This is a genomic window from Streptomyces sp. CB01635 (genome assembly GCF_002803065.1).
Classification (GTDB): Bacteria; Actinomycetota; Actinomycetes; order Streptomycetales; family Streptomycetaceae; genus Streptomyces.
On record NZ_NNBL01000025.1, the window covers coordinates 841 to 26041 of the forward strand.

Genomic DNA, 25201 nt, shown 5'->3' on the forward strand with positions numbered 1-25201 from the left:
CCCGGCCGGACCCGGTGCGCCGCCCCCGCCGGCGGCGCCCGGCGTGCCCGGGGCACCCGGTGGCGGTGTTCATCACGCCGCGACGATGCTGGCCGGTCCCGGTCAGGTCGGTCCCGGCATGCCTCCTCCCGCGCCGCCGCAGGCGCCGGGCGGGATGCCGATGCCGCCGCCCATGCCCGGGCAGCAGGTTCCTGGCGGTCCGCCCCCGGCCTCGTACGGGTATCCGCAGCCCACCGGTCAGCCGACCGTCGGGCCCGGCTACCAGGCCGTGCTGCGCTACCGCGCGCCCGACGGCTCGGAGCAGCAGCTGATCCGCCGCTCGGCGCCCGGTACGCCGCACCCGGAGTGGCAGATCTTCCATGAGCTGCGCGGCATGAACGTCCCGCCGGACCAGGTTCTGGAGCTGCACACGGAGCTGGAGTCCTGCGAGCTGCCGGGCGCGTACTGCGCCCGCATGATCCGTGAGCAGTGGCCGCAGGCCAGGATCACGTCCATCGCCCCGTACGGCAGGGACCACGCGTCGCGCCAGCAGGGCATGCAGCAACTGATCGCGCACCAGGGTGAGTTGCACCAGGTGGCGGACGGTCCCGCGCGGCTCGCGCCGGTGCGTGCACCGCTGCCGCCCGCGCAGCCGATGCCGCCGGTTCCGCCGGAGGCCGTCGGGCAGGAGCTGGCCGCTGCGTTCGGTCCCGGGGTGTTCCGGTTCGACCAGCGGGCCGTGTCCCGTCAGGGCGTGCCGGACCTCGTGGCGCACACCCTTGTCGTGGCGGGGCTGCCCGCCGACTTCGGGCCGTTCTTCTGGGCGCAGGCTCAGCCGGGCCGTCCGGTGCCGACGCTCGCCGAGCTGGCGCAGGAGCGGGGGGTGCAGCCCGCGGCGGACGCGGGTTCGTACCTCGTGATGGGCAGTGACTTCGGGCGGGCGATCTGTGTCCAGTACGGCACGGCGAACATCGTGGCCGTGCCGGTGGAGGCGGGTCCCGGCGGTGCGCCGGTGCCGCCGCAGTTCGTGAACACGGGTCTGCCCGAGTTCGCGCGCAGCCTCGCGGTGCTCGGCCGGATGTGGCCGCTGCGGTTCGGGCTCAACCAGGAGCAGGCGGGCCGCTGGACCGTCGACTTCCAGGCGCAGCTGGCCGCCGTCGACCCGGCGGCGCTCGCGTCGCCGGAGGGCTGGTGGTCGGTGCTGCTCGAGCAGATGTGGGACGGCCTGCTGTAGCCCGTCGGCAGCGGAGAAGTCGAGGAGAGGCGCGCGACCGTATCGGTCGCGCGCCTCTCCTCTTTCTCTGTGGGTCCCTCTTTCTCTGTGCGTCGTTCACGGACGGGGCAGAGTGTGAGCTGCCTCGCTCCCCGGGCTCCCGATTCCGACTTTCGGCAATATTTGGCGCATCCTTGTCGAGTGGGTTGGGCAGAGTGTCTTGTTTTGAGCGCTTCGGCTCGATCGAGTGCTGGGTAGGAGAGCCGAAGCGGCTAAGAGGGGAATCAAGGATGAGCAGCGGTACGTCGGTGTCGCCCCATGGCTTCGTCGCGGGACGGGGCCGCGGCTACCGTCCCGGGCCGGTGGACGCGCTGGCCGCCGAGCTGTCCGGGGCCCGCGACGACGCCCGCGAGCGCGCCGCCCTCCTGGCCGCCCAGGTCGAGGAGCTGGAGGCCGAGGCGCAGCGGCTGCGCCTGGCCGTGACCCAGCTCGCGCCCCAGACGTACGAGTCCCTCGGCGACCGCGCCCGCGAGATCCTCGCCCTCGCCGAGGAGGAGGCGGACGGGGTACGGGCGTCTGCCGCCGATTCCGTCCGGCGGATCACGGCGGACGCTGAGGCCGGTGCGCGGGAGACGCGCGAGGCGGCCCGCGCCGCGGCCGACGCCGTACTGGCCGAGGCGGAGCAGTGGGCCGACGAGCGGCTGAGTGCCGACCGGACCACGGCCGACGGGGCCCGCGCCGCCGCACGTGACGAGGCGAAGGCGTGGCGCGAGGAAGCACTTGCGGCGCTGGACGAGGTGCGGGAGCGGACCCGGGCGACCCTCGCCGGTCAGGAGAAGGACCACGCCGAGCGGCGGGAGGAGGCCGAGCGGGAGCTCGCCGGGCAGGAGGCCGCGGCGGACGCGCGCGACGCGGAGCGCCTGGCGCGGGCCGAGGGGCGTCTTTCCGAGGCGCGGCGGGCGTTCGCCGAGGCCGAGGAGTCGGCCCGGCACGGCCAGGAGGACGCCGAGGCCCGCGCCGCGGAGCTCCTCGCGGAGGCGACCCTGCACGAGGAGGGCGTGGGCCGCGAGACCGAGCGGGTGCTGCGCGAGCACGGCGAGAAGTGGGACGAGGTCCGCGCCCACATGGACCATGTCCGCACCACCCTGGCCTCCCTCACGGGCCGAAACCCGGCCGACGAGGCGCCGTAGGCGCTGCGGCCACGAGCCGCGCCCACGCCGACGAGGCGTCGTACGCGCAATCGCTCCCGAGCCACACCACGCCCGCCGCGACGGGACGCCGTAAGCCGGCCAAGGCCCCCCCACCAAGCCCCCGCCCACCACGCCCGCCGCGACGGGACGCCGTAAGCGGGCCGGACCCTCGCCGACGGGACGCCGCAAGCGGGATGCCGTAAACCGGCCAAGGCGCGCCCACCAAGCCCCCGCCCACGAGACGCCGTAGGCGGGCGGCGCGGCCCGTGTCGCGACCTACCCGTCCTTCCCCCGCGGTGCCTGCCGCGTCACGCCCGCCAGGATCCACGCCTCCACCGCCTCGTACTGGCGGCGCTGGTCATCGGCTGTGCGGCGGCCGGAGGCCATCGTGCCTAGCCAGCCGAAGAGGAAGCCGAGCGGGATCGAGACGATGCCTGTCGTGGTGAAGGGGAACCAGTTGAAGTCCTGGCCCGGGAACGCCGAGGTGGGCGAGCCCGACACCAGGTTGGTGCCCGTCATCAGGACGAGGCAGGACGCCGTGCCGCCGAGCAGCGTCCACAGCAGGCCCGTACTCGTGTAGCGGCGCCAGAACAGGCTGTAGACGAGCGCGGGCGCGAGCGCCGAGGCGCCCAGGCAGAACGACAGCGTGATCAGCGGCTGGAGGTTGTAGTGCTGGACGAGCGTGGCCAGGAGGATCGCGGGCACACCGACGGACAGCGCCGAGACCCGGGCCAGCGTCATCTCCCTGCGGGCGGTGAGCTGCGCCTTGCGGTGCGCGAAGACGTCGTGCGCAAGGGAGTTGGCGCAGGCCAGGATCATTCCGGCGACCGAGGCGAGCAGCGTGAGGAAGAGCGCTGTGGTGACGGTGGTGAACACCAGCGTCTCCGCCGTGGAGGCGTCCGCGCCGAACGCGGCCCGCGCCCCGAGCAGATACGCGGTGTTGCCCTGCGGGTCGGCCGCCGCGACGGCGGCCCGGCCGAGGAGCGCCGTCGCGCCGAACCCGACGACCGCGATGATCAGTACGAAGAGACCGACCGCTGACACCGCCCAGGACATCGAGCGGCGCACCTCACGCGCGCTGCGCGCCGTGTACATGCGCATCGTGACGTGGGGCAGGCACGCGCCGCCGAGGACGACGGTCAGCTCCGAACTGATCATGTCCAGGCGGGGGTTGGCGGTGCCGGCGAACTGGAGGCCCGAGTGCAGGAAGGCGTCTCCCACGCCGCTGGCCTGTGCGGCCTGTGAGGCGAGCGCGCCCGGGTTCCAGTCGAAGCGGTACAGGATGATGAGGGCGACGGCGAGGCCGGAGCCGAGCAGCATCACGGTCTTCATGATCTGGATGAGGGCGGTGCCCTTCATGCCGCCGATCGCCGCGTAGCTGATCATCAGGGCGCCGAGCGCGATGACGCAGCCCGTCTTGAACCCCTCGCTGGTGAAGCCGAGGACGAACCCCAACAGATCGCCCGCGCCCGCAAGTTGGACGAGCATCAGCGGGAGCAGTGCCGCGAGGGTGGCAGCGCACGCGGTGATGCGTACGGCGCGTCCCGGCAGGCGGCGGGCGATCACGTCGCCCATGGTGAACCGGCCCGCGTTGCGTAGGGGTTCGGCCAGCAGGAACATCAGGAGCATCAGGGACAGGGAGGTGCTCAGGGCGAGGACGATCCCGTCGTAGCCGGTGAGCGCGATGATGCCGCCGGTGCCGAGTACGGTCCCCGCGGAGATGTAGTCGCCCGCGATGGCGAGGCCGTTGCGCATCGGGGTGAGGGAGCCGAAGCCGGTGTAGAACTCGTCGAGGTTGTCGCGGTCGGGGCCCGTCATCACGCACAGGAGCAGCGTGATGGTGGCGACCGCGGTGAAGGCGACCAGGGACATGCCCTGGGCCGAGCTGCTGAAGTCCGTCATCGGGAGTTCCCCCCGGCCGTTCCGGGAGCCGGACGGTCCAGCTCCGCTTGTCTGCGCAGCCGGTGGGCGAGCGGGTCGACTCGGCGGCGGGCGGTGTACTCGTACAGCCAGAGCGCGAGCGCGGTCACCGGGAGCTGGCACAGACCGAGGAGGAGGCCGGTGGAGAAGCCGCCGGGGAGCGTGCCCGTCATGAGGGAGGGCGCGAACGCCGACAGGACGAGGAAGAGGGTGAAGTAGCCGAGGGCGGTGAGCGTGGCGACGCGGCGCTGCCAGCGGTAGGCGCTGCGCAGGAGCCGCAGGTCACTGTGGTGGCCGAGCGCGGGGTGGCGCGGGAGCCGGTGCGTGGGCGCGGGCGGTGGGGGAGCGGGCGCCCAGGGATAGGTGAGGGCGGGGTCGGGCTGCTGTCGGGGGTGCGGCGGTTGTCGGGGGTACGGCTGCTGGTGCTCGCCCGGGTACTGGTTCCCGTACGGGCCCTGGCTCGGGTTGCCGTACTGGTTCCTGTTCTGGTTCCCGTACTGGCTCTGGCCCGTGGGGAAGGGGCCCTGCCATGGCTCGTTCTGGTGGTCGGAATATGAGCGGTGCGGTGTGTCGGACATCCCGGTTCTCCTTGCGCGGCTTGGGTCCGCCGGGGATTGCGGACGCAGGGAGCGAGAGGGGAGCCGGAACGTTACTCGTAGGTAGCGCTTTCCGCGACGGTTCTCGTGAACTGTTCAGTCGGTTTGTTGTGAGAGGGGTGAGTGATGCCGATGCGCATCTTGTGAGCCAGCTGAGTTGCCGGCAGCCTCTGGTGTCGCCTCACCAGTCCCCTCACCCGCCCGCTCGCCGCCTCGCTCGCCGTCCTGGTCGATCACCGGGAAACGTCGCGGCGCGAGGCACAGCAGGGCGACCAGAGCGAGCGCGGCAGCGCCGGCCGCACCCACGTAGACCGAGTCGACGGCCGCCGCGACGGCGCGCCGCAGCCGGTCCGGGTCGGCCACCGAGGCGGGGTCCTCAAGGGCCTTGGCCACCGAGTCGAGGGACCCGGCGCCGCCGAGGCGCCCGGCGAGCACGGTGTTGGCGACGGCGCCGAACAGCGCGGCGCCGATCGTCTGGCCTATCTGCCGGCAGAACAGGACGGACGCGGTCGTCGTGCCGCGCTCGGCCCACCCGACGGTCGACTGGACCCCGATGATCAGGGGCAGTTGGAAGAGGCCGAGCGCCGCGCCGAGGAGCAGCATGACCAGCGCGGGCTGCCAGGCGGCCCCGGGGTAGGGGAGCAGCGGGAACGCGAGCAGGATGAGGAGCGCGGCCGCCATGCCGACGACGGCCGTGTTGCGGAAGCCGATCCTGCCGTACACGTGCTGGCTGAGGGCCGCGGAGACGGGCCAGCTCAGCGTCATCACGGAGAGCACGAACCCGGCGGCCATGGGCGCGAGTCCGAGGACGGCCTGCGCGTAGGTGGGCACGAACACGGTGGGCGCGACCATCAGGAGGCCGAGTGCGCCGAGCGCGAGATTGACGGCCGCGATGGTGGGCCGGCGCCAGACCCAGCCGGGGATGATCGGCTCGGCGGCGCGCCGCTCGATCGCGACGACGGCGCCGACCAGCGCAACTCCCGTACCGAACAAGGCGATCGACTGCGCGGAGAGCCAGTCCCAGGCGACGCCGCCCTGGACGAGCGCGGTCAGGAGCACCCCGCCGCACGCGAACACGGCGAGCGCTCCGGCCCAGTCGATGCGGGCGCGCGGCCCCTTCTCCCGTACGGGTTCGTGGAGATGGCGTGCGACGAGCCAGAGGGCGAGCGCGCCGATCGGGATGTTGATGAGGAAGATCCAGCGCCAGCCCGCGTACGAGGCGAGGAGTCCGCCGAGCGCGGGGCCCGCGACGGCCGAGGTCGCCCAGACCGTCGACAGCCGGGCCTGGATGCGGGGGCGTTCCTTGAGCGGGTAGAGGTCGGCGGCGAGGGTCTGGACCGTTCCCTGGATGGCGCCGCCGCCCAGGCCCTGGACGACGCGGAAGGCGATGAGCGCGCCCATGTTCCAGGAGCCCGCGCACAGGACCGAGCCGACGAGGAAGAGGATGCTGCCGCCGATGAGGACGGGCTTGCGGCCGAAGGTGTCCGACAGCTTCCCGTAGACCGGCAGCGTGACCGTGACGGCGAGCAGATAGCCAGAGAAGAGCCAGGAGAAGACGGAGAAGCCGCCGAGGTCGCCGACGATCTGCGGGACCGCCGTCGAGACGATGGTGGAGTCGAGTGCCGCCAGTGCCATGGAGAGCATCAGCGCGGCGACGACCGCGCCCCGGCGCCGGTCCTTCCCCGTGCCCGCCTGCGATGTCGCGCTGCCCACCGGATTCCTTCCCCCTGCATCTATTCCGCCGCCGACACCATCTCACTTGACCCTGCCGCGGCGGGAGGGTGGAGCGTGACTGCGCAGGAAGGTGGAGCGAACCCCTAGAGGCGCTCCACCGTTGGGTGGACTCCCCCTAGGGGGACCTCCGTACTACGGACAGGGGACGGTTCGTCCCCCCGGAGGACGAGGGGAGTGGGGGGTTCTTCCTACCTTCAAGGGGTGGGGTTTTCCCCCGGGAAAGACGGTGACCTACACCAGGGCGCCGGGGCACCCCTCACCACCAGACTGAAGCGCGTCGCACACACCTGACATTCCGCATGACCGACATAGGAGACTTACCGTGACAACGGCTGTGACCATTCCCAGGACCGGGGGCACTGGAGGGCAGACGGCCGTCGCCGCACGGGCGCGGCAGGTCGTCAAGGCCTACGGCTCGGGTGAGACCCGCGTCGTCGCGCTCGACCATGTCGATGTGGACATCGCCCGCGGCCGGTTCACCGCGATCATGGGTCCCTCGGGCTCCGGCAAGTCCACGCTGATGCACTGCCTCGCCGGCCTCGACAGCGTCACGTCCGGGCAGATCTACCTGGACGAGACCGAGATCACCGGCCTCAAGGACAAGAAGCTCACGCGGCTGCGCCGGGACCGGATCGGCTTCATCTTCCAGGCGTTCAACCTGCTGCCGACGCTGAACGCGCTCGAGAACATCACACTCCCCATGGACATCGCGGGCCGCAGGGCGGACAAGGAGTGGCTGGACCGCGTCGTGCGGACCGTGGGCCTGGCCGAGCGCCTCAAGCACCGGCCCACCGAGCTCTCCGGCGGCCAGCAGCAGCGCGTCGCCGTGGCCCGCGCGCTCGCCGCCCGGCCGGAGATCATCTTCGGTGACGAGCCGACCGGAAACCTGGACTCCCGCGCCGGCGCCGAAGTGCTCGGCTTCCTGCGGCAGTCCGTCGACGAGCTCGGCCAGACCATCGTGATGGTCACCCACGACCCGGTCGCCGCCTCGTACGCGGACCGGGTGCTCTACCTCGCGGACGGCCGCATCGTCGACGAGATGCTCCGCCCCACCGCGGACGCCGTCCTCGACCGTATGAAGGACTTCGACGCGCGGGGGCGCACGTCATGAGTGCGAACACCGTGATGAAGACCTCCCTGCGCAACTTCTTCGCGCACAAGGGGCGCATGGCCCTGTCGGCCGTGGCGGTCCTGCTGTCGGTGGCGTTCGTGTGCGGCACGCTCGTCTTCACCGACACGATGAACACGACGTTCGACAAGCTGTTCGCGGCGACGTCGTCCGACGTGACGGTCAGCCCGAAGGCCGCCAGGAGCGAGGGCAGCGACACCGGCCGCCCCGAGTCGATGCCGGCCTCCACCCTCACGCAGGTCAAGCGGGCCGACGGCGTCAAGTCGGCCGAGGGCGCGGTCAGCTCGATGAACGTGACCGTCGTGGACGCGGACAACAAGAACATGGGCTCCGAGAACGGCGGCCCCACGATCGCGGGCAACTGGACGCACAACGACCTGCGTTCCATGGACATCACCTCCGGCCACGCCCCGCGCGGGCCCACCGAGGTCATGGTCGACTCCGACACCGCCGACAAGCACCACCTGAAGATGGGCGACGAGCTGCGCACCATCGCCGCCACCGGTGACTTCAGGGCGAAGATCGTCGGCATCGCCTCCTTCAAGGTGACCAACCCGGGCGCGGCCGTCGTCTACTTCGACACGGCCACCGCCCAGCGCGAACTCATCGGCCGGAGCGACCGGTTCACCCAGATCAACGTCGCCGCCGCCCCCGGCGTCAGCGACACCGTGCTCAAGAAGAACGTCGCGGCGTCCCTCGACGGCCCGTACAAGTTCCAGACGCAGAAGGAGACCGCGGACGCCAACCGCAAGGACGTCGGCTCCTTCATGAACGTCATCAAGTACGCCATGCTCGGCTTCGCCGGGATCGCCTTCCTCGTCGGCATCTTCCTGATCATCAACACCTTCTCGATGCTGGTCGCCCAGCGGACCCGCGAGATCGGCCTGATGCGGGCCATCGGGTCGAGCCGCAAGCAGGCCAACCGCTCGGTCCTCGTCGAGGCGCTGCTGCTCGGCGTCTTCGGGTCGGTCATCGGCGTCGGCGCGGGCGTCGGACTCGCCGTCGGCCTGATGAAGATGATGTCCGCGGCGGGCATGGACCTGTCCACCGACGACCTGACCGTCAAGTGGACGACCCCCGTCGTCGGGCTGCTCCTCGGCATCGTCGTCACCGTCTTCGCCGCGTACATCCCGGCCCGCCGCGCGGGCAAGGTCTCGCCGATGGCGGCCCTCAGGGACGCCGGCACCCCCGCCGACGTCAAGGCGGGCGTGGTCCGCGCCCTGATCGGTCTCGTCCTCACGGGCGGCGGCGGCTTCGCGCTCTACACCGCCACACAGGCCGCCAAGGCGAGCGAGGGCTCCCTGTGGCTCGGCGTCGGCATCGTCGCCACGCTCATCGGGTTCGTCGTCATCGGACCGCTCCTCGCGGGCGGTGTGGTGCGCGTCATCAGCGCCGTACTCCTGCGGATGTTCGGCTCCGTCGGCCGCATGGCCGAGCGCAACGCGCTGCGCAACCCGCGCCGCACCGGCGCCACCGGCGCGGCCCTGATGATCGGCCTCGCGCTCGTCGCCTGCCTGTCCGTCGTCGGCTCCTCGATGGTCGCCTCGGCCACCAGCGAGCTCGACAAGTCCGTCGGCGCCGACTTCATCGTCGAGGGGCAGAACGGGCTGAAGCCGCAGGCCGCCGAGGCTCTGAAGAAGGCCCCGTACGTCTCCCACGTCACGGAGGTCAAGTACGTCAAGACGAAGCTGACCACACCCGGCGGCACGAAGGAGGACGAGGAGCTCGTCGCCGCGACGCCCACGTACGCCCAGGACCTGCGGCGCGAGACGACCGCCGGTGAGCTGTCGGCGGCGTACGGGAAGAACGCGATGTCGGTCGGCTCGGAGTTCGCCACGAAGAACCACCTCAAGGTGGGCGACACCATGAACGTCGCCTTCGAGCGCGGCCGCACCGCCGACCTGAAGATCGCGGCGATCACCTCGGACGACACGACGTTCGACAAGGGCGCGATGTACATCGGCCTCGCGACCGCGAAGCAGTACGTGCCCGCCGGGCAGCTGCCGCTCAACGGGATGATGTTCGCCAAGGCGGACTCCGGCAAGGCCGACCAGGCGTACAAGGCGCTGAAGGCGTCGGTCGCGTCCGACCCGACGGTCCACGTCAAGGACCAGACCGACTACAAGCAGACCCTGAAGGACCAGATCGGCCAGCTCCTCAACATGATCTACGGGCTCCTGGCCCTCGCGATCATCGTGGCGGTCCTGGGCGTCGTGAACACGCTGGCCCTCTCCGTGGTGGAGCGCACCCGGGAGATCGGCCTGATGCGGGCCATCGGCCTCTCGCGCCGGCAGCTGCGCCGCATGATCCGCCTGGAGTCGGTGGTCATCGCCCTCTTCGGCGCACTCATCGGCCTCGGCCTGGGCATGGGCTGGGGCGCGACGGCCCAGAAGCTCCTCGCCCTGGAGGGCCTGAACGTCCTGGAGATCCCCTGGCCGACGATCATCGGCGTCTTCATCGGCTCGGCCTTCGTGGGCCTGTTCGCCGCCCTGGTCCCGGCGTTCCGGGCGGGCCGGATGAACGTACTGAACGCGATCGCCACCGAGTAGCTCCGCGGGGCGATGCGAACGGGGGAACGTGGGGAACGGGGACGGCGGCCCCGGAGTGTCCTTCCCGGACACTCCGGGGCCGCCGTGTGCCCTGGGGACCACGCATGTGATCCGCGAATGATCCGCACGCGGGTGTCGGCGGCGCGTCGTAGTCTGGAACACCCCCGGCCCGTTCGACGTGTCGGGCGGTTCGCGTTGCCCACTCCCCGGGATGGAAGCCCTTCATGAGTCTGCACGGTCTGCTGGACGCCGTAAGTCGAGACCCGGCGCTCGCCGAAGCGGTGAAGGCCGCCACCGACGGGCACCGCCCCCACGTCGACCTCGTCGGCCCGCCCGCCGCGCGGCCCTTCGCGGTGGCCGCTCTTGCCCGGCGGACGGGGCGGACCGTGCTGGCCGTGACCGCCACCGGGCGGGAGGCCGAGGATCTGGCCGCGGCGCTGCGCTCGCTGCTGCCGCCGGACGGCGTCGTCGAGTACGCCTCGTGGGAGACGCTCCCGCACGAGCGGCTCTCGCCGCGCTCCGACACCGTGGGCCGCCGGCTCGCCGTCCTGCGCCGCCTCGCGCACCCCCGCACCGACGACCCCGAGACCGGCCCGGTCTCCGTCGTCGTCGCCCCCGTCAGGTCCGTGCTCCAACCGCAGGTCAAGGGGCTCGGCGACCTGGAGCCCGTGGCGCTGAGGACCGGCCAGAGCGCCGATCTGAACGAGATCGTCGAGGCGCTCGCCGCGGCTGCCTACGCCCGGGTCGAACTCGTCGAGAAGCGAGGCGAGTTCGCCGTGCGCGGCGGCATCCTCGACGTCTTCCCGCCGACCGAGGAACACCCCCTGCGCATCGAGTTCTGGGGCGACGACGTCGAGGAGATCCGCTACTTCAAGGTCGCCGACCAGCGCTCCCTCGAAGTCGCCGAGCACGGCCTGTGGGCGCCGCCCTGCCGCGAGCTGCTGCTCACCGACCAGGTGCGCGAGCGGGCCGCCGCCCTCGCCGAGGAGCACCCCGAGCTGGGCGAACTCCTCGGCAAGATCGCCGAGGGCATCGCCGTCGAGGGCATGGAGTCCCTCGCCCCGGTCCTCGTCGACGACATGGAGCTGCTGCTCGACGTGCTGCCCGAGGGCTCCATGGCCGTGGTGTGCGACCCGGAGCGGGTGCGCACGCGCGCGGCCGACCTGGTGGCCACGTCGCAGGAGTTCCTCCAGGCGTCGTGGGCGGCCACGGCCGGCGGCGGCGAGGCCCCCATCGACGTGGACGCGGCGTCCCTGCGGTCCATCGCCGACGTCCGCGACCGGGCCCGCGAGCTGGACATGATGTGGTGGTCCGTCTCCCCGTTCGCCGCCGACGAGGAGCTCGGCTCCGACACCCTCAAGCTCGGCATGCACGCCCCCGAGTCGTACCGCGGCGACACCGCGCGGGCGCTCGCCGACACCAAGGGCTGGCTGTCCGACGGCTGGCGCACCATCTACGTCACCGAGGCGCACGGCCCCGCAGCCCGCACCGTCGAGGTGCTCGGCGGCGAAGGCGTCCCGGCCCGCCTCGACCAGGACCTCACCGAGCTCACCCCGGCCGTCGTGCAGGTCTCCTGCGGCTCCATCGACTACGGCTTCGTGGACCCGGCCCTGAAGCTGGTGGTCCTCACCGAGACGGACCTGACCGGCCAGAAGGCGGCGGGCAAGGACGGCCAGCGCATGCCGGCCCGCCGCCGCAAGACGATCGACCCGCTCACCCTCGAATCCGGCGACTACATCGTCCACGAGCAGCACGGCGTGGGCCGCTACATCGAGATGGTCCAGCGCACGGTCCAGGGCGCGACCCGCGAGTACCTCGTCGTCGAATACGCCCCCGCCAAGCGAGGCCAGCCCGGCGACCGCCTCTACATCCCCACCGACCAGCTGGAGCAGATCACCAAGTACGTCGGCGGCGAGGCCCCGACGCTCCACCGCCTGGGCGGCGCGGACTGGACGAAGACGAAGGCCCGCGCGAAGAAGGCGGTCAAGGAGATCGCCGCGGACCTGATCAAGCTGTACTCGGCGCGCATGGCGGCTCCCGGCCACTCCTTCGGCCCGGACACGCCCTGGCAGCGCGAGCTGGAGGACGCCTTCCCGTACGTGGAGACCCCCGACCAGCTCACGACCATCGCCGAGGTCAAGGAGGACATGGAGAAGACGGTCCCGATGGACCGCCTGATCTGCGGCGACGTGGGCTACGGAAAAACAGAGATCGCTGTTCGCGCAGCCTTCAAGGCCGTCCAGGACGGCAAGCAGGTCGCGGTCCTCGTGCCCACGACCCTCCTCGTCCAGCAGCACTTCGGGACGTTCTCCGAGCGCTACTCGCAGTTCCCCGTCAACGTACGGGCGCTGTCGCGCTTCCAGACGGAGACCGAGTCGAAGGCCACCCTGGAGGGCCTGCGCGACGGGGCGGTCGACATCGTCATCGGCACGCACCGCCTGTTCTCCTCCGAGACGAAGTTCAAGGACCTCGGCCTCGTCATCGTCGACGAGGAACAGCGCTTCGGCGTCGAGCACAAGGAGCAGCTGAAGAAGCTCCGCGCGAACGTCGACGTCCTCACGATGTCCGCGACCCCCATCCCCCGTACGCTCGAAATGGCCGTCACCGGCATCCGCGAGATGTCGACGATCACCACGCCGCCGGAGGAGCGCCACCCGGTGCTCACCTTCGTGGGCCCGTACGAGGAGAAGCAGATCGGCGCGGCCGTGCGCCGTGAACTGCTGCGTGAGGGCCAGGTCTTCTACATCCACAACCGCGTCGAGTCCATCGACCGCGCGGCGGCCCGCCTGCGCGACATCATCCCCGAGGCGCGCATCGCGACGGCCCACGGCCAGATGTCCGAACAGGCCCTGGAACAGGTGGTCGTGGACTTCTGGGAGAAGAAGTTCGACGTCCTCGTCTCGACGACGATCGTCGAGTCGGGCATCGACATCTCGAACGCGAACACCCTCATCGTCGAGCGCGGCGACAACTTCGGCCTCAGCCAGCTCCACCAGCTGCGCGGCCGCGTCGGCCGAGGCCGCGAGCGCGGTTACGCGTACTTCCTGTACCCGCCGGAGAAGCCGCTCACCGAGACCGCGCACGAGCGACTCGCCACCATCGCCCAGCACACGGAGATGGGCGCGGGCATGTACGTGGCGATGAAGGACCTGGAGATCCGCGGAGCGGGCAACCTGCTCGGCGGCGAGCAGTCGGGCCACATCGCGGGCGTCGGCTTCGACCTCTACATCCGCATGGTCGGCGAGGCGGTGGCCGACTACCGGGCCGCCGTCGAGGGCGGCGTCGAGGAGGAGCCGCCCCTGGACGTCAAGATCGAGCTCCCGGTCGACGCGCACGTCCCGCACGACTACGCGCCGGGTGAGCGGCTCAGGCTGCAGGCCTACCGCGCCATCGCCTCCGTGAACACGGAAGCGGACGTCAAGGCGGTCCGCGAGGAGCTCACCGACCGCTACGGCAAGCTGCCCGAGCCGGTCGAGAACCTGCTGCTAGTCGCCGGCCTGCGCATGTTCGCGCGGGCGTGCGGCGTCGGCGAGATCGTCCTCCAGGGCAACAACATCCGCTTCGCCCCCGTGGAGCTGAGGGAGTCGCAGGAGCTGCGCCTCAAGCGCCTCTACCCGGGCACGGTCATCAAGGCGGCCGCGCACCAGGTGCTCGTCCCGCGGCCGAAGACCGCGAAGGTGGGCGGCAAGCCGCTCGTCGGACGCGAACTCCTGGGCTGGGTCGGGGAGTTCTTGACGTCGATCCTCGGTTCGTAGAGTCTCGCGGGACGGGCCCGGGGCCTGTCCGGGGCGGGGTGAGTGCGACGAGGGGACGGTCGGTCATGTCCGAGAGCGCTGAGGTCGGGCCCGGCAGGGTGCGCCAGATGTGGCACCTCGTCGAGCCGCTCCACGCGGTGCTGTACTACGCGCCCGAGGCATTCGAGGAGGCGGCCGGGCTCGGGTTCCGGACCGACGAGCGGTGGCCGAGCTACTTCGCCTGGCGTGCCGCCCCGCTGGGCGCCGCCGGGCCCACGCGGGTGGCCTCGGCGTTCTACAGCTTCAACCCGGACATGGTCGCCGAGCACGTACCGGCGGCGTGGCGGACCGCGGCACCGGACGCGGTCCTCGCGGGACGGCTGCGCTCCGTCGACCGCGCGTACCGCACGCTCTTCGGTGAGCGGCTCGACGGCCCCGAGTTCGCCGAGGCCGCCGCGCTCGCCCGCCGGGCCGCCGATGCGGTGAACGCCGAGGGCCGCCCCCTGGCCGCCGCCAACGCCGAACTGCCCTGGCCCGAAGCGCCGCACCTCGTGTTCTGGCAGGCGGCGACGGTCCTGCGCGAGCACCGGGGCGACGGCCATCTCGCCGCGCTGCTCGCGGCCGGCCTCGACCCGGTCGAGGCACTCGTGTCGTTCGCGGCGGTGGGCGCCGCTTCCGCGCGGACGTTCACCAGCCGAGGCTGGAGCCAGGACCAGTGGGACGCCGCGCGGGAACGGCTCGCCGCACGGGGCCTGTTGGACGAGACGGGCTCCGCCACGGAAGACGGGAAGGCCCTGCGGGCGGAGGTGGAGGAGCGTACGGACGAGCTGGCCGCCGCACCGTGGCGCACGCTCGGCGCGACGGACACCGCCAGGCTCTCCGACCTCCTCGGGCCCCTGTGGGTGGAGGTCCTCGGCTCCGGACTGCTGCCGTCGGAAACGACACTGGGCATCGGGAAGGTGTGAGCGGGAAGGCGTGAGCGGGAGGGGCGACCGGGAGGTGTGGCTTCCGCGCCCCGGTGCGCCCCGGTAACGCGGGCGTTCACCCGATACGGTGACACCCGAACCGGACTAGCAGGGGGGAGCGTCGTGATGCGAGGCGCTGGGCGAGCCGTCGCCGCCGTACTGGTGACCGTGGCCGTCGCCACCGGCTGCACCGTGGAGCAGCAGGGCGGGTCGGGGTCCGGGCCCGAGTACAAGGCGGGCGGTGCGCTCGACGCCGTGAACTCGCTGACCGTCAAGGGGCGGGCACCCAAGACCGGTTACGACCGGGGCCGCTTCGGCAGCGCCTGGGCCGACACCGATTCGAACGGCTGCGACACCCGCGACGACATACTCAAGCGGGACCTGACGGGGGTGAAGTTCCGCGACGGGCGCTGCACGGTCGTGTCGGGGACGCTCGCCTCCGACCCGTACACCGGCAAGGAGATCGCGTTCGCGCGCGGCCGCAGCCAGGTCGACATCGACCATCTGGTGGCCCTCTCCGACGCCTGGCAGAAGGGCGCCCAGAAGTGGGACCCGAGCAAGCGCATCGCCCTGGCCAACGACCCGCTCAACCTGCTCGCGGTCGACGCGGGCCCCAACCGCAGCAAGGGCGAGGGCGATACGGCGACCTGGCTGCCGCCCCGCAAGGGGTACCGGTGCACGTATGTCGCCGGGCAGGTCGCCGTGAAGAAGAAGTACGGGCTGTGGGTGACGGCCGGTGAGCGGGACGCCATGAAGCGTGTGCTGTCGAGCTGCCCGGACCAGGCGCTGCCCACGGGCGGCAACCCGACGTCGGCGCCGGAGCGCTTCCACGCGCGCTGAGCCTTCAGGCCCGGTCAGCCGCCCATCTTGTCCAGGTCGACGACGTCCTTGTCGGCCGGCGGCGCGGCCTCGACCGGCTTGTCGTAGTCCGAGAACGTGAGCGAGCCCGGCTCCTTGGCGGACTTGGTGACGAGCTTGAGCACGTACGGCCTGCCCTCGGTCGCGACGTAGAGCGTGTACTCGTCCTTGCCGTCGGTCTCGGTGACCGTGAACGCGGGGGTGCCGTCGACCGTCGTCGCCCGGCCCTTGCGGGCGAGGGTGTCATTGCTCTTGAACTCGGCGAGCAGCGAGTCGAGGTCGCAGAACGCCGCCATGTCCTTGGCGTCGGGGCTGTCCGCCTTCGACTTCATCCAGCGTCCCGCGAGCATCTTCACGACGGCGTCGGTGTCCGCCTTGGACTCGCCCTCGCTCTGGGCGCGCAGGAACGCCTCGTCGGACTTGAGGTACATGGTCGGGCCCGTCTTGATCAGGTCGACCCTGCCCTGCCCCTTCATGCCCATCGAGCCGGCGCACTCGCCCTTCCTGTCGAGGGCGACATCGAGGGCGATCTGCCCGCCCTCCCCGTCGGCCGCGTTGCCCTTGATGGTGAGGGACGTGGCGCCGCGGGTGGCCTTCATGGCCTTGTTGGCGATCTCCGGTCCTGACAGGTCGGCGAAGGGGGCCTTGGGCTTGTCGCCCGGGCCGGCGGCGTCGCCGGGGCCGCCGGGCCCGCACGCGGTGAGTGAGACGGCGGCCGTGACGACGGTGAGGCAGAGGGCGGCAAGTGTGCTGCGGCGCATGGGAGTTCCCCGGGAAGTGGTTGAGGTGGTGGAGGCGGAGCGGTGGTGCACGGCCGTCAGAAGTTGCCGTTGGTGATGATCTCGCCGTCGGCGTCGTAGACCGTGACCAGGCCGTTCTTGCTGTCCTTCCAGTCCGCGAACGCGGAGGCGATCAGCTTGGAGGGGCCGGAGCCCTCGCCCGTCAGACCGCCGGTGAAGTCGGTGTAGACGTCGGCGCTGTCGAGGATGTCGTTCTGCTGGTCGGCGCCCTGGACCTTGAGGACGTGGGCGACGGCGGCCTTCTCCTTGGGCGTGCCGTTCTTCGCCACGAAGGCCTTGAACTGCTCGGCCTGCGAGGCCTTCGACGCGCCCTTGTCGCCGGCGTCGGACTTGGCGGCGTCATCGGCCTTGCCGGCCTTGTCACCCGCGTTCTTGTCCGCGGCGGCGGAGGTACCGCCGCCGTTCCCCCCGTTGCCGTTGTCGCCGTCACCCGAGTTCGCCGATACGACGCCGATCACGACGATTCCGACGACCGCACCCAGCGCGACCTTGGTCTTCATGCCCATGGCTGATCCCCCCACAGAAGGCGGCCCCCGATTCCGGCGACCGCTCGTTTCGATGGGTCAATAAGAGCAGAGCCTGTGAACCGAGTCAACACGCTTCACAAAGTCGAATGTGTACACGCTCGTGAATGGGGTGATTACGCGTTCGCGGGTATGCTCGGCGCCACAGTCATGTGGGGGAGCCGAGGGGAGCACGCCGGGTGCAGGACAACGCCACTGAAGTGACCGCGGCCGGGATCGCCCGGCTCGCGGGGGTCGGCCGCGCCGCCGTCAGCAACTGGCGCCGCCGCCACCCCGACTTCCCCAAGCCCGTCGGCGGCACCGAGACCAGCCCCTCCTTCGCCCTCGCCGACGTCGAGAACTGGCTGCGCGAGCAAGGAAAGCTCGCCGAGGTCCCGCTGCGTGAACGCGTCTGGCAGCAGCTCGCCGGACACCCCGCGGGCCCCGGCGTCGCGCTCCTGCACACCGGCTGCGCCCTGCTCCTCGTGCACGACCGGCCCACCGACTGGCTCGAACTCGCCGCGGTCTCCGACGAACACCTCGCCCAGCGCCTCCCGGCCGCCCTCGACGACGTCCTGACCCCGCGCTTCGGCCCCCGCGACGAGCGCGCGGTGCGCCTGCCCGACACGGAGCTCCTGCCCTCGGTCCCGCTGCTGCGCGGCGCCGCCGAACTCGCCGCGGAACTGGGCGCCCGTCAGACGTACGAGTTCCTGCTCGGCCGTCATCTCGACGCCAACCCGCGCCAGTACACGCTCACGCCCGCGGGTCCCGCCCAGCTCATGGCAGCCCTCGCCGGATCCGCCCGCACCGTCCTCGACCCGGCCTGCGGCACCGGCGCCCTGCTGCGCGCCGTGCGCGACCTCTCACCCGAGCCTGACCAGCGCCTCTACGGCCAGGACAGCGCCCCCGACCTCGCCGCCCTCACCGCGCTGCGCCTCGCACTCGGCACCCCCGCCGCCACCGACGGCGCCACCGTGCGCACGGCGGCCGGCGACACCCTGCGCGCCGACGCGTTCCCCGACGTCCGCGCCGACGCCGTCCTCGCCCACCCGCCGTTCAACGAACGCAACTGGGGCCACGACGAACTCGCCTACGACGCGCGCTGGGAGTACGGCTTCCCGGCCCGCACCGAGTCCGAACTCGCCTGGATCCAGCACGCGTTGGCCCGCCTGCGCGACGGCGGCACCGCCGTCCTGCTGATGCCGCCCGCCGCCGCCTCCCGCCGCTCGGGCCGCCGTATCCGCGCCGACCTGCTGCGCCGCGGCGCCCTGCGCGCCGTGATCGCCCTGCCCGCGGGCTCCGTCCCGCCCAACAACATCCCGCTCCACCTGTGGGTACTGCGCCGGCCCGGCGCCGGCGCGCCGCCCGCGCCCGAACTCCTCCTCGTGGAGACGACCGGGGGCGGCCCGGCAGGCTCCGGCGACGGACGCGACAAGCTGCCGTGGGAGCAGGTCCAGCAGGCCGTGCTCGACGCCTGGCGCCCCTTCGACCGCGACGGCACCCTCGAGGAACTGCCCGGCATCGCCCGCTCCGTGCCCGTGATCGAGCTGCTCGACGACGAGGTCGACCTCGCGCCCGCGCGCCGGCTGCCGCCCCCGGCCGCGGGCGGCGGCGCCGAGGAGCTCGCCGCGGTCCGCACCCGCCTCGGCGACACCCTGCGCCTCACCGCCGACCGCGCCCCCGACACCCCGCCCGCCGCGCAGTCCCCGGCCCGGTGGCCCCGGACGACGGTCGGTGAACTCGCCCGTGCGGGCGCCCTGTTGCTCCGGACCACCACGGCGACCGCGGCGGCATCGGGTCCCGCCACCGGCGGCGTCGCGCGCGTGCCCGTCCTCACCGACCACGACGTCCTCGCCGGAACCGCGCCCTCCGGCTCACCCCAGGGCGGGGACGAGGAGCCCGCACTCGTCGAGGCGGGCGACGTCGTCGTGCCCCTGGCCGGCGGCGGCGCGGTCGTCCGCGTCGTCGACGAGGCCACCGCGGGCGCCGCACTCGGCCGCGGCCTGACCCTGCTGCGCCCCGACCCGGCAGCCCTCGACCCCTGGTTCCTCGCCGGGTTCCTGCGCGGCACCGCCAACAACCGGCAGGCCAGCAGCTATGCGTCCACCGCCACGCGCCTGGACGTGCGCCGCCTCCAACTGCCGCGCCTGCCGCTCGCCGACCAGCACCGCTACGGCGAACGCTTCCGCGCCCTCGCCGAGTTCGAGGACGCCCTGCGCCAGGCCGCGCGCCTCGGTGAACAGCTCGTGCAGGGCCTGCACGACGGACTGACGGACGGCACACTCGGCCCCGAGTGACGCTTTTGACATCCGTACGACAACGGTTCCGTACAACCCGGCGCGGGTTGTCGGAGTCGGCCTATACGCTCGACATACCAAGGACCCGTCAGCAGGAGCAGCAGGAGAAACCATGCACGGCCAGGGCTACATGCCACCGCCACAGCGCCCGTCGCATGGCGTGCAGATCGGATTGCGCGTCCTGTTCGTGGCGCTCGCCGTGCTGAGCATCGGCTTCCTCGCGTGGACGGCGCTGCTGCGTCTCGCGCTGACGACGCGCAGCAGGACGGACTGGATCGTCTTCGCGTCCGGCGCCGCGCTCCAGACCTGCACGGTCGCGCTGCTCGCCACGGACCCGGGCGTCGACGAGTTCACGACGTGGCGGGGCGACGCGGGCATGACGATCCTCCTGATCACGCTCGCCGGAGTCGTCTCGTACTACCTGGTGGCCGACATCCGCCACGGCCGCAAGGAGCGCCTCGGGTTCTACGGCGGCGGCTACGCGAACGGATACCAGCCGCAGCAGCTGCCGCTCCAGCAGCAGCCGCACCAGCGGCCCGCGTACGGGTTCCCGCAGCAGCACTACGCGCCGCCCACGCCGCCGTCGACACAGCCCGTGCACGACCAGCTCACCCAGACCGCGGGCCCGGCCCCCACACCCGTGCCCACCCCCGCACCGCAGACCCAGACGCCGCCGCCCCACCGCATCGACCAGGTCCGCGCGGAGCTCGACGAACTCAGCGACTACCTGCGAAAGCAGGAAGGCGGACGGTGACGCACCCCCTGAACGCGTCCGGCGGACAACTCGTCGCCGGGCGCTACGAGCTGTCCACCCTCATAGGCCAGGGCGGCATGGGCCAGGTCTGGACGGCGTACGACCAGCGGCTCGACCGGCGCGTCGCCGTGAAGCTGCTGCGCCCCGACCGTGTCGCCGGCCAGGAGGCCGACGAGCTGCGCCGCCGCTTCGTGCGCGAGTGCCGCGTCACGGCCCAGGTCGATCACCCCGGCCTGGTCACCGTCCACGACGCGGGCACCCAGGGCGAAGACCTCTACCTCGTCATGCAGTACGTCGACGGGGCCGACCTCTCCGACCACCTCGCCGAGCACGACCCCTACCCGTGGCAGTGGGCGGTCTCCGTCGCGGCCCAGCTGTGCGCCGTCCTGTGCGCGGTGCACGCCGTGCCGATCGTGCACCGCGACCTCAAGCCGCGGAACGTGATGGTCAAGCAGGACGGCACCGTCACCGTCCTCGACCTCGGCGTCGCCTCCGTGCTCGACACCGACACCACCCGCCTCACCCACACCGGCTCCCCCATCGGCAGCCCCGCCTACATGGCGCCCGAACAGGCCATGGGCGGCGCGGTGGGCCCCTACACGGACCTGTACGCGCTCGGGGTGCTGCTGCACGAACTCCTCAGCGGAGACGTCCCGTTCGCGGGCTCCACCGCCCTCGGGGTCCTGCACCGCCACCTCTACGAGCCGCCCCTGCCCGTGCGCCGGCTGCGTCCCGAGGTCCCCGAACCCCTGGAGGCCCTCGTCCTGCGCCTGCTCGCCAAGGACCCGCAGCACCGGCCGGCCTCCGCCCAGGAGACGTACGAGGCCCTGCTCCCGCTGCTGCCCGCGCGCGGCGTGCCGAACGGCGGCCCGCTCGACCCGACCCGCCCCTTCCTGCGCCCGCACGCCCCCTGGCCCGACCGCGCCCGCACCCCCGCCCCGCAGCCCGCCGCGCCCACCCCCCACACCGACAAGCCGGACGTCGCGGGCGCCGTCGACGAGGTCAAGCGCCTCCTCGGCGAGGGCCGCATCACCCAGGCCGTCGACATCCTCGGCGCGATCCTGCCCGCCGCCGCGGCCCAGCACGGCGAGCACTCACCGGTCGTCCGCACGCTGCGCAAGCAGTACGCCGCCACGCTCATGGACGACGGCCAGTACCGCCGCGCCCTGCCCGAGCTGCGCCGCCTCGCCGACGAGCGCGCCACCGAGGCGGGCCAGGCCGACCCGCAGTCCCTCCAGTTCCGCTACGAGGCCGCGCAGTGCCTGGAACAGCTCGGCGAACCGGCCGCCGCACTCGCCGAATACCGGGCGCTGCTCCCGTACTACGAGAACCAGTACGCGACGACGGACGTCACGCTGCCCCTCGAAGTCCGGCGCCGCATCGGCCACTTGCTCCTCGCGCTCGGCGACCGGGCCGCCGCCCACGACACCCTCGTACGCCTCCTGCACGACGCGGAGCGCCTGCACGGGCCGGGACACCCGTTCCCGGCCGAAATCCGCCGCACCTTGCAGTGGCTGGGGCAGGTCCGGGGCTGAGCCGGGGCGGGCCGGGCGCGGGGAGTACCTCAACTCCTGGCGAATCGTTGGGTCGAATAGGTGGCCGAGAGCACGGCCACTGCCTAACATCGATCACCGCCGGACTTTGTGCACCGACGCACAAACTCGTCGCAGGGAGGCCCACCTTGCACCGCCGCAAGAGCAGCAACAGCCGCCGCACCGCGTTCGTCCTCTCCACCGCCGCCGTAGCCGCGGTCCCCCTCCTCACCGCCTGCGGCAGCGACGCGCACCCCGGCGCCGCGGCCGTCGTGGGCAGCGACCGCATCACCGTCTCCCAGCTGGAGAACCGGGTGAACGAGGTGCGCGACGCCCAGCAGGCCGCCACCAAGGACGACCAGCAGTACGAGCAGGCCATCGCCAAGTCCGGCGGCCTCACCCGGAACACGCTGCACTCCATGGTCTTCGACCGCGTCCTGCACCGCGCGGCCGCCGACGCGGGCGTCACGGTGACCCGCAGGCAGATCCAGGAGCGGAAAGCCGCGATGGCGCAGCAGGCCGGCGGCGCCCGGCAGCTCGAGCTCGCCCTGCTCGAGCAGTACAGCATCGCGCCCGAGCGCATCGCGGACAGCGCCCGCACCGACCTCGAGGTGATGGGCCTTGCCCAGAAGGTCGGCGCGAACATGCAGTCCCAGTCCGAGACCGACCAGGCCCCCTTCTGGAAGGCGCTCGACCAGGCATCCAAGGAGCTGAACGTCGACCTGAACCCGCGCTACGGCACCTGGGACATCGCCAAGAGCCATGGCCGCGCCGACGCGAAGACACCCTGGGTGCGCGAGGTCACGTCCCCGAAGACCGAGCAGCAGACGGCGTAGGGCCTCTCGCCCGGTGCGCGGCAGGCGGCCTGGGTTACGTTCGAGGCGTGAACGCCGAGAACGCACCCACCGCCGCCCCGACCGGCCGCATCGTCCTGCTCACCACCAGCCACCGCGTCGCGCCCGGCCTGCTGTCGTGGTCGGCCTGGCAGCTCCTGCACGCCGCCGACGAGGTGCTGTGCGCCGACGCCGCGCACCCGCAGCTGCCGTATCTGCGGGAGGCCGGCATCGAGGTGCGGGAGGCCGCGCCGACCGCCAGTGAGCTCGTCGACGCCTGTGCCGGGGGCCGCACCGTCGTGGTCGTCGCTACCGCCGAGGGCGACCGGCGCCTGACCGACGGCCTCGCCGCGCTCGCCGGGTCGGGCCGCGTCGCGATGCCCGACCTGGAACTGCTCCCGGCCTCCTACGACCTGCCGGGCGCCCGCCTCCTCGACCTGGTCCAGGTCATGGACCGCATCCGCCGCGAGTGCCCGTGGTCCTCGCAGCAGACCCACAAGGGCCTCGCGAAGTACGCGATCGAGGAGGCGTACGAACTCGTCGAGGCGATCGAGGACGGCGACCGGGACGAACTGCGCGAGGAGCTCGGGGACGTACTCCTGCAGGTCGTCTTCCACGCCCGGATCGCCGAGGAGGCCTCCGGCGAGGAAGGGGACGAGGCGTTCTCCGTGGACGACGTCGCCGGCGGCATCGTCGAGAAGCTCATCCACCGCCACCCGCACGTCTTCGGCGACGACACGGCGCTCACGCCCGAGGACGTGAAGGAGCACTGGCTGCGCACGAAGGCCGTGGAGAAGCAGCGCGAGTCCGTCACGGACGGGGTGCCGGTCGGCCAGCCCGGCCTCGCACTCGCGGCGAAGCTGGGGTCCCGCGTCCGCACGGCCGGCCTCGACGTGCCGGCGCCGGGCGGCGACGGCGTCGGCTACGAACTGCTCGCCCTCGCCCTGCGAGCCGAGTCCGACGGAGTCGACCCGGAAGCAGCGCTGCGGGCGGCGGCCCGGGCGTACCGGGACGCGATCCGCGCGGCGGAGGGGCTGGCCTAGGGCCTGTCTTCACATTCGCGCCTGCCCCGGTGTCTGGACGCGTATCTGCGGCGTTGTCGTCGGTTGCCGATGCTCCGCGTAGACGCCCTCCTCCGCTTTGCAGTCGCACGCACCAGACGCCGCGGGGCCCGCCCTCGGGCGGACGACGGGAGTGTGAAGGCAGGCCCCAGAGCCGGTCGGCGGTGGGGTCCGGCCAACGGGCCGCCCCGCGCCGGATACCGTCGACGCGTGACCGAAAAGCCCGCGCAGCGCACCGCTCCCGAACTCTTCACCTGGGAGTTCGCCACCGATCCGTACCCGGCCTACGCCTGGCTGCGCGAGCACTCGCCCGTTCACCGCACCACGCTCCCCAGTGGCGTCGAGGCCTGGCTGGTCACGCGGTACGCGGACGCGAAGCAGGCGCTGGCCGACCAGCGCCTGTCCAAGAACCCGGCGCACCACGACGAGCCCGCCCACGCCAAGGGCAAGACCGGCATTCCGGGCGAGCGCAAGGCCGAGCTGATGACGCATCTGCTCAATATCGACCCGCCGGACCACACCCGCCTGCGCCGCCTCGTCTCGAAGGCCTTCACCCCGCGCCGGGTGGCCGAATTCGCGCCCCGGGTACAGGAGTTGACCGACCGGCTCATCGACGAGTTCGCCGCCAAGGGCGAGGCGGACCTCATCCACGACTTCGCCTTCCCGCTCCCCATCTACGCGATCTGCGACCTGCTCGGCGTCCCGCGCGAGGACCAGGACGACCTACGGGACTGGGCGGGCATGATGATCCGCCACGGGGGCGGCCCGCGCGGCGGGGTCGCCCGCTCCGTGAAGAAGATCCGGAACTATCTCGTCGAGCTCATCCACCGCAAGCGCGACGAGCCCGGCGACGACCTGATCTCCGGCCTTATCCGCGCCTCCGACCACGGCGAGCATCTGACGGAGAACGAGGCCGCCGCGATGGCCTTCATCCTCCTCTTTGCCGGTTTTGAAACCACCATCAACCTCATCGGCAACGGCACATACGCCCTGCTCACCCACCCCGAGCAGCGCGAGCGCCTGCAACTCTCCCTGGAAAGGGGCGAATCGGGCCTCCTCGAGACCGGCGTCGAGGAACTCCTGCGCTACGACGGCCCGGTGGAGCTCGCCACCTGGCGCTTCGCGACCGAGCCGCTGACCGTCGGAGGACAGGACATCTCCGCCGGCGACCCCGTCCTCGTCGTGCTCGCCGCCGCGGACCGCGACCCGGCGCGCTTCGAGGAGCCCGACACCCTCGACCTGTCCCGGCGTGACAATCAGCACCTCGGATACGGGCACGGCATCCACTACTGCCTCGGCGCGCCCCTCGCGCGCCTGGAGGGACAGACCGCCCTCGCGACGCTTCTGACGCGCCTTCCGGACCTGCGACTCGCGGGAGAACCTGCCGATTTGCGCTGGCGCGGCGGGCTCATCATGCGGGGATTGCGCACACTTCCGGTCGAGTTCACGCCGCATCAGGAGGGCCCGGACAAAGCCCTGTAACTGACGGACCGTCAAGACTGTGACTTTCACGTGATCTCCGCTGCATCGACTTGTGACAAGCGTTCGACTCCC

General features: G+C 72.1%; 18 protein-coding genes. 13 read left to right on the forward strand and 5 right to left on the reverse strand.

Going from position 1 to position 25201, the window contains the following annotated elements; all coding sequences use genetic code 11:
* Together CG723_RS36830 and CG723_RS36835 are read left to right on the forward strand one after the other, a co-directional pair.
* On the forward strand, nt 1–1213 hold a 1213-nt coding region (locus CG723_RS36830), incomplete at its 5' end, for an SUKH-4 family immunity protein (protein ID WP_199842039.1).
* A gap of 269 nt (nt 1214–1482) precedes the next feature.
* On the forward strand, nt 1483–2382 hold the full coding sequence (locus CG723_RS36835) for a cellulose-binding protein (RefSeq protein WP_100597889.1): 900 nt from the start codon (nt 1483–1485) through the stop codon (nt 2380–2382).
* A 276-nt stretch (nt 2383–2658) separates the two neighbouring features.
* Here CG723_RS36835 and CG723_RS36840 read toward each other — a convergent pair whose 3' ends face one another.
* The 3 genes from CG723_RS36840 to CG723_RS36850 form a co-directional block, all read right to left on the reverse strand.
* Entirely contained in the window at nt 2659–4284 is a 1626-nt protein-coding gene (locus CG723_RS36840; RefSeq protein ID WP_100597890.1) for a sodium/solute symporter, read from the reverse strand.
* A complete protein-coding gene (locus CG723_RS36845; RefSeq protein ID WP_100597891.1) occupies nt 4281–4880 on the reverse strand; it encodes a DUF485 domain-containing protein in 600 nt (199 codons plus the stop codon). Before CG723_RS36845 ends, CG723_RS36840 begins: the two co-directional genes overlap by 4 nt.
* Before the next feature lie 114 nt (nt 4881–4994).
* Nucleotides 4995–6542: an MFS transporter gene (locus CG723_RS36850; protein WP_100597975.1), complete on the reverse strand. Its 1548-nt coding sequence runs from the start codon at nt 6540–6542 to the stop codon at nt 4995–4997.
* 412 nt (nt 6543–6954) lie between these two features.
* On the opposite strand from CG723_RS36850, the gene CG723_RS36855 reads away from it, so the two are divergent.
* The 5 genes from CG723_RS36855 (at nt 6955) to CG723_RS36875 (ending at nt 15849) form a co-directional block, all read left to right on the forward strand.
* Nucleotides 6955–7743: an ABC transporter ATP-binding protein gene (locus CG723_RS36855; RefSeq protein WP_100597892.1), complete on the forward strand. Its 789-nt coding sequence runs from the start codon at nt 6955–6957 to the stop codon at nt 7741–7743.
* Nucleotides 7740–10310: an ABC transporter permease gene (locus tag CG723_RS36860; protein ID WP_100597893.1), complete on the forward strand. Its 2571-nt coding sequence runs from the start codon at nt 7740–7742 to the stop codon at nt 10308–10310. The genes CG723_RS36855 and CG723_RS36860 overlap by 4 nt, the downstream gene beginning before the upstream one ends.
* 224 nt (nt 10311–10534) lie before the next feature.
* Nucleotides 10535–14065, forward strand: a complete 3531-nt coding sequence (gene mfd, locus CG723_RS36865; protein WP_100597894.1) for a transcription-repair coupling factor — start codon at nt 10535–10537, stop codon at nt 14063–14065.
* A 65-nt stretch (nt 14066–14130) separates the two neighbouring features.
* Nucleotides 14131–15009: an SCO6745 family protein gene (locus CG723_RS36870; protein WP_100597895.1), complete on the forward strand. Its 879-nt coding sequence runs from the start codon at nt 14131–14133 to the stop codon at nt 15007–15009.
* A 126-nt stretch (nt 15010–15135) separates the two neighbouring features.
* A complete protein-coding gene (locus CG723_RS36875; RefSeq protein ID WP_100597896.1) occupies nt 15136–15849 on the forward strand; it encodes an HNH endonuclease family protein in 714 nt (237 codons plus the stop codon).
* A gap of 14 nt (nt 15850–15863) precedes the next feature.
* Here CG723_RS36875 and CG723_RS36880 read toward each other — a convergent pair whose 3' ends face one another.
* On the reverse strand, nt 15864–16628 hold the full coding sequence (locus CG723_RS36880) for a hypothetical protein (RefSeq protein ID WP_100597897.1): 765 nt from the start codon (nt 16626–16628) through the stop codon (nt 15864–15866).
* 56 nt (nt 16629–16684) lie between these two features.
* Entirely contained in the window at nt 16685–17173 is a 489-nt protein-coding gene (locus tag CG723_RS36885; RefSeq protein ID WP_100597898.1) for a hypothetical protein, read from the reverse strand.
* Between the two features lie 197 nt (nt 17174–17370).
* Between CG723_RS36885 and CG723_RS36890 the strand changes: the two genes are divergently transcribed.
* The 6 genes from CG723_RS36890 (at nt 17371) to CG723_RS36915 (ending at nt 25129) form a co-directional block, all read left to right on the forward strand.
* On the forward strand, nt 17371–19467 hold the full coding sequence (locus tag CG723_RS36890; RefSeq protein ID WP_100597899.1) for an N-6 DNA methylase: 2097 nt from the start codon (nt 17371–17373) through the stop codon (nt 19465–19467).
* 112 nt (nt 19468–19579) lie between these two features.
* Nucleotides 19580–20221, forward strand: a complete 642-nt coding sequence (locus tag CG723_RS36895) for a hypothetical protein (protein WP_100597900.1) — start codon at nt 19580–19582, stop codon at nt 20219–20221.
* A gap of 50 nt (nt 20222–20271) precedes the next feature.
* A complete protein-coding gene (locus CG723_RS36900; RefSeq protein ID WP_267893757.1) occupies nt 20272–21756 on the forward strand; it encodes a serine/threonine-protein kinase in 1485 nt (494 codons plus the stop codon).
* Between the two features lie 146 nt (nt 21757–21902).
* The gene (locus tag CG723_RS36905) at nt 21903–22589 is read left to right on the forward strand and encodes a SurA N-terminal domain-containing protein (RefSeq protein WP_100597901.1); all 687 of its coding nucleotides are present in this window, start codon (nt 21903–21905) and stop codon (nt 22587–22589) included.
* 47 nt (nt 22590–22636) lie between these two features.
* On the forward strand, nt 22637–23629 hold the full coding sequence (locus CG723_RS36910) for a nucleoside triphosphate pyrophosphohydrolase (RefSeq protein ID WP_100597902.1): 993 nt from the start codon (nt 22637–22639) through the stop codon (nt 23627–23629).
* Nucleotides 23630–23857: 228 nt separating this feature from the next.
* Nucleotides 23858–25129 (forward strand): cytochrome P450 family protein, encoded by a 1272-nt coding sequence (locus tag CG723_RS36915; RefSeq protein WP_100597903.1) that lies wholly within the window; start codon nt 23858–23860, stop codon nt 25127–25129.
* Nucleotides 25130–25201 lie beyond the last annotated feature (72 nt).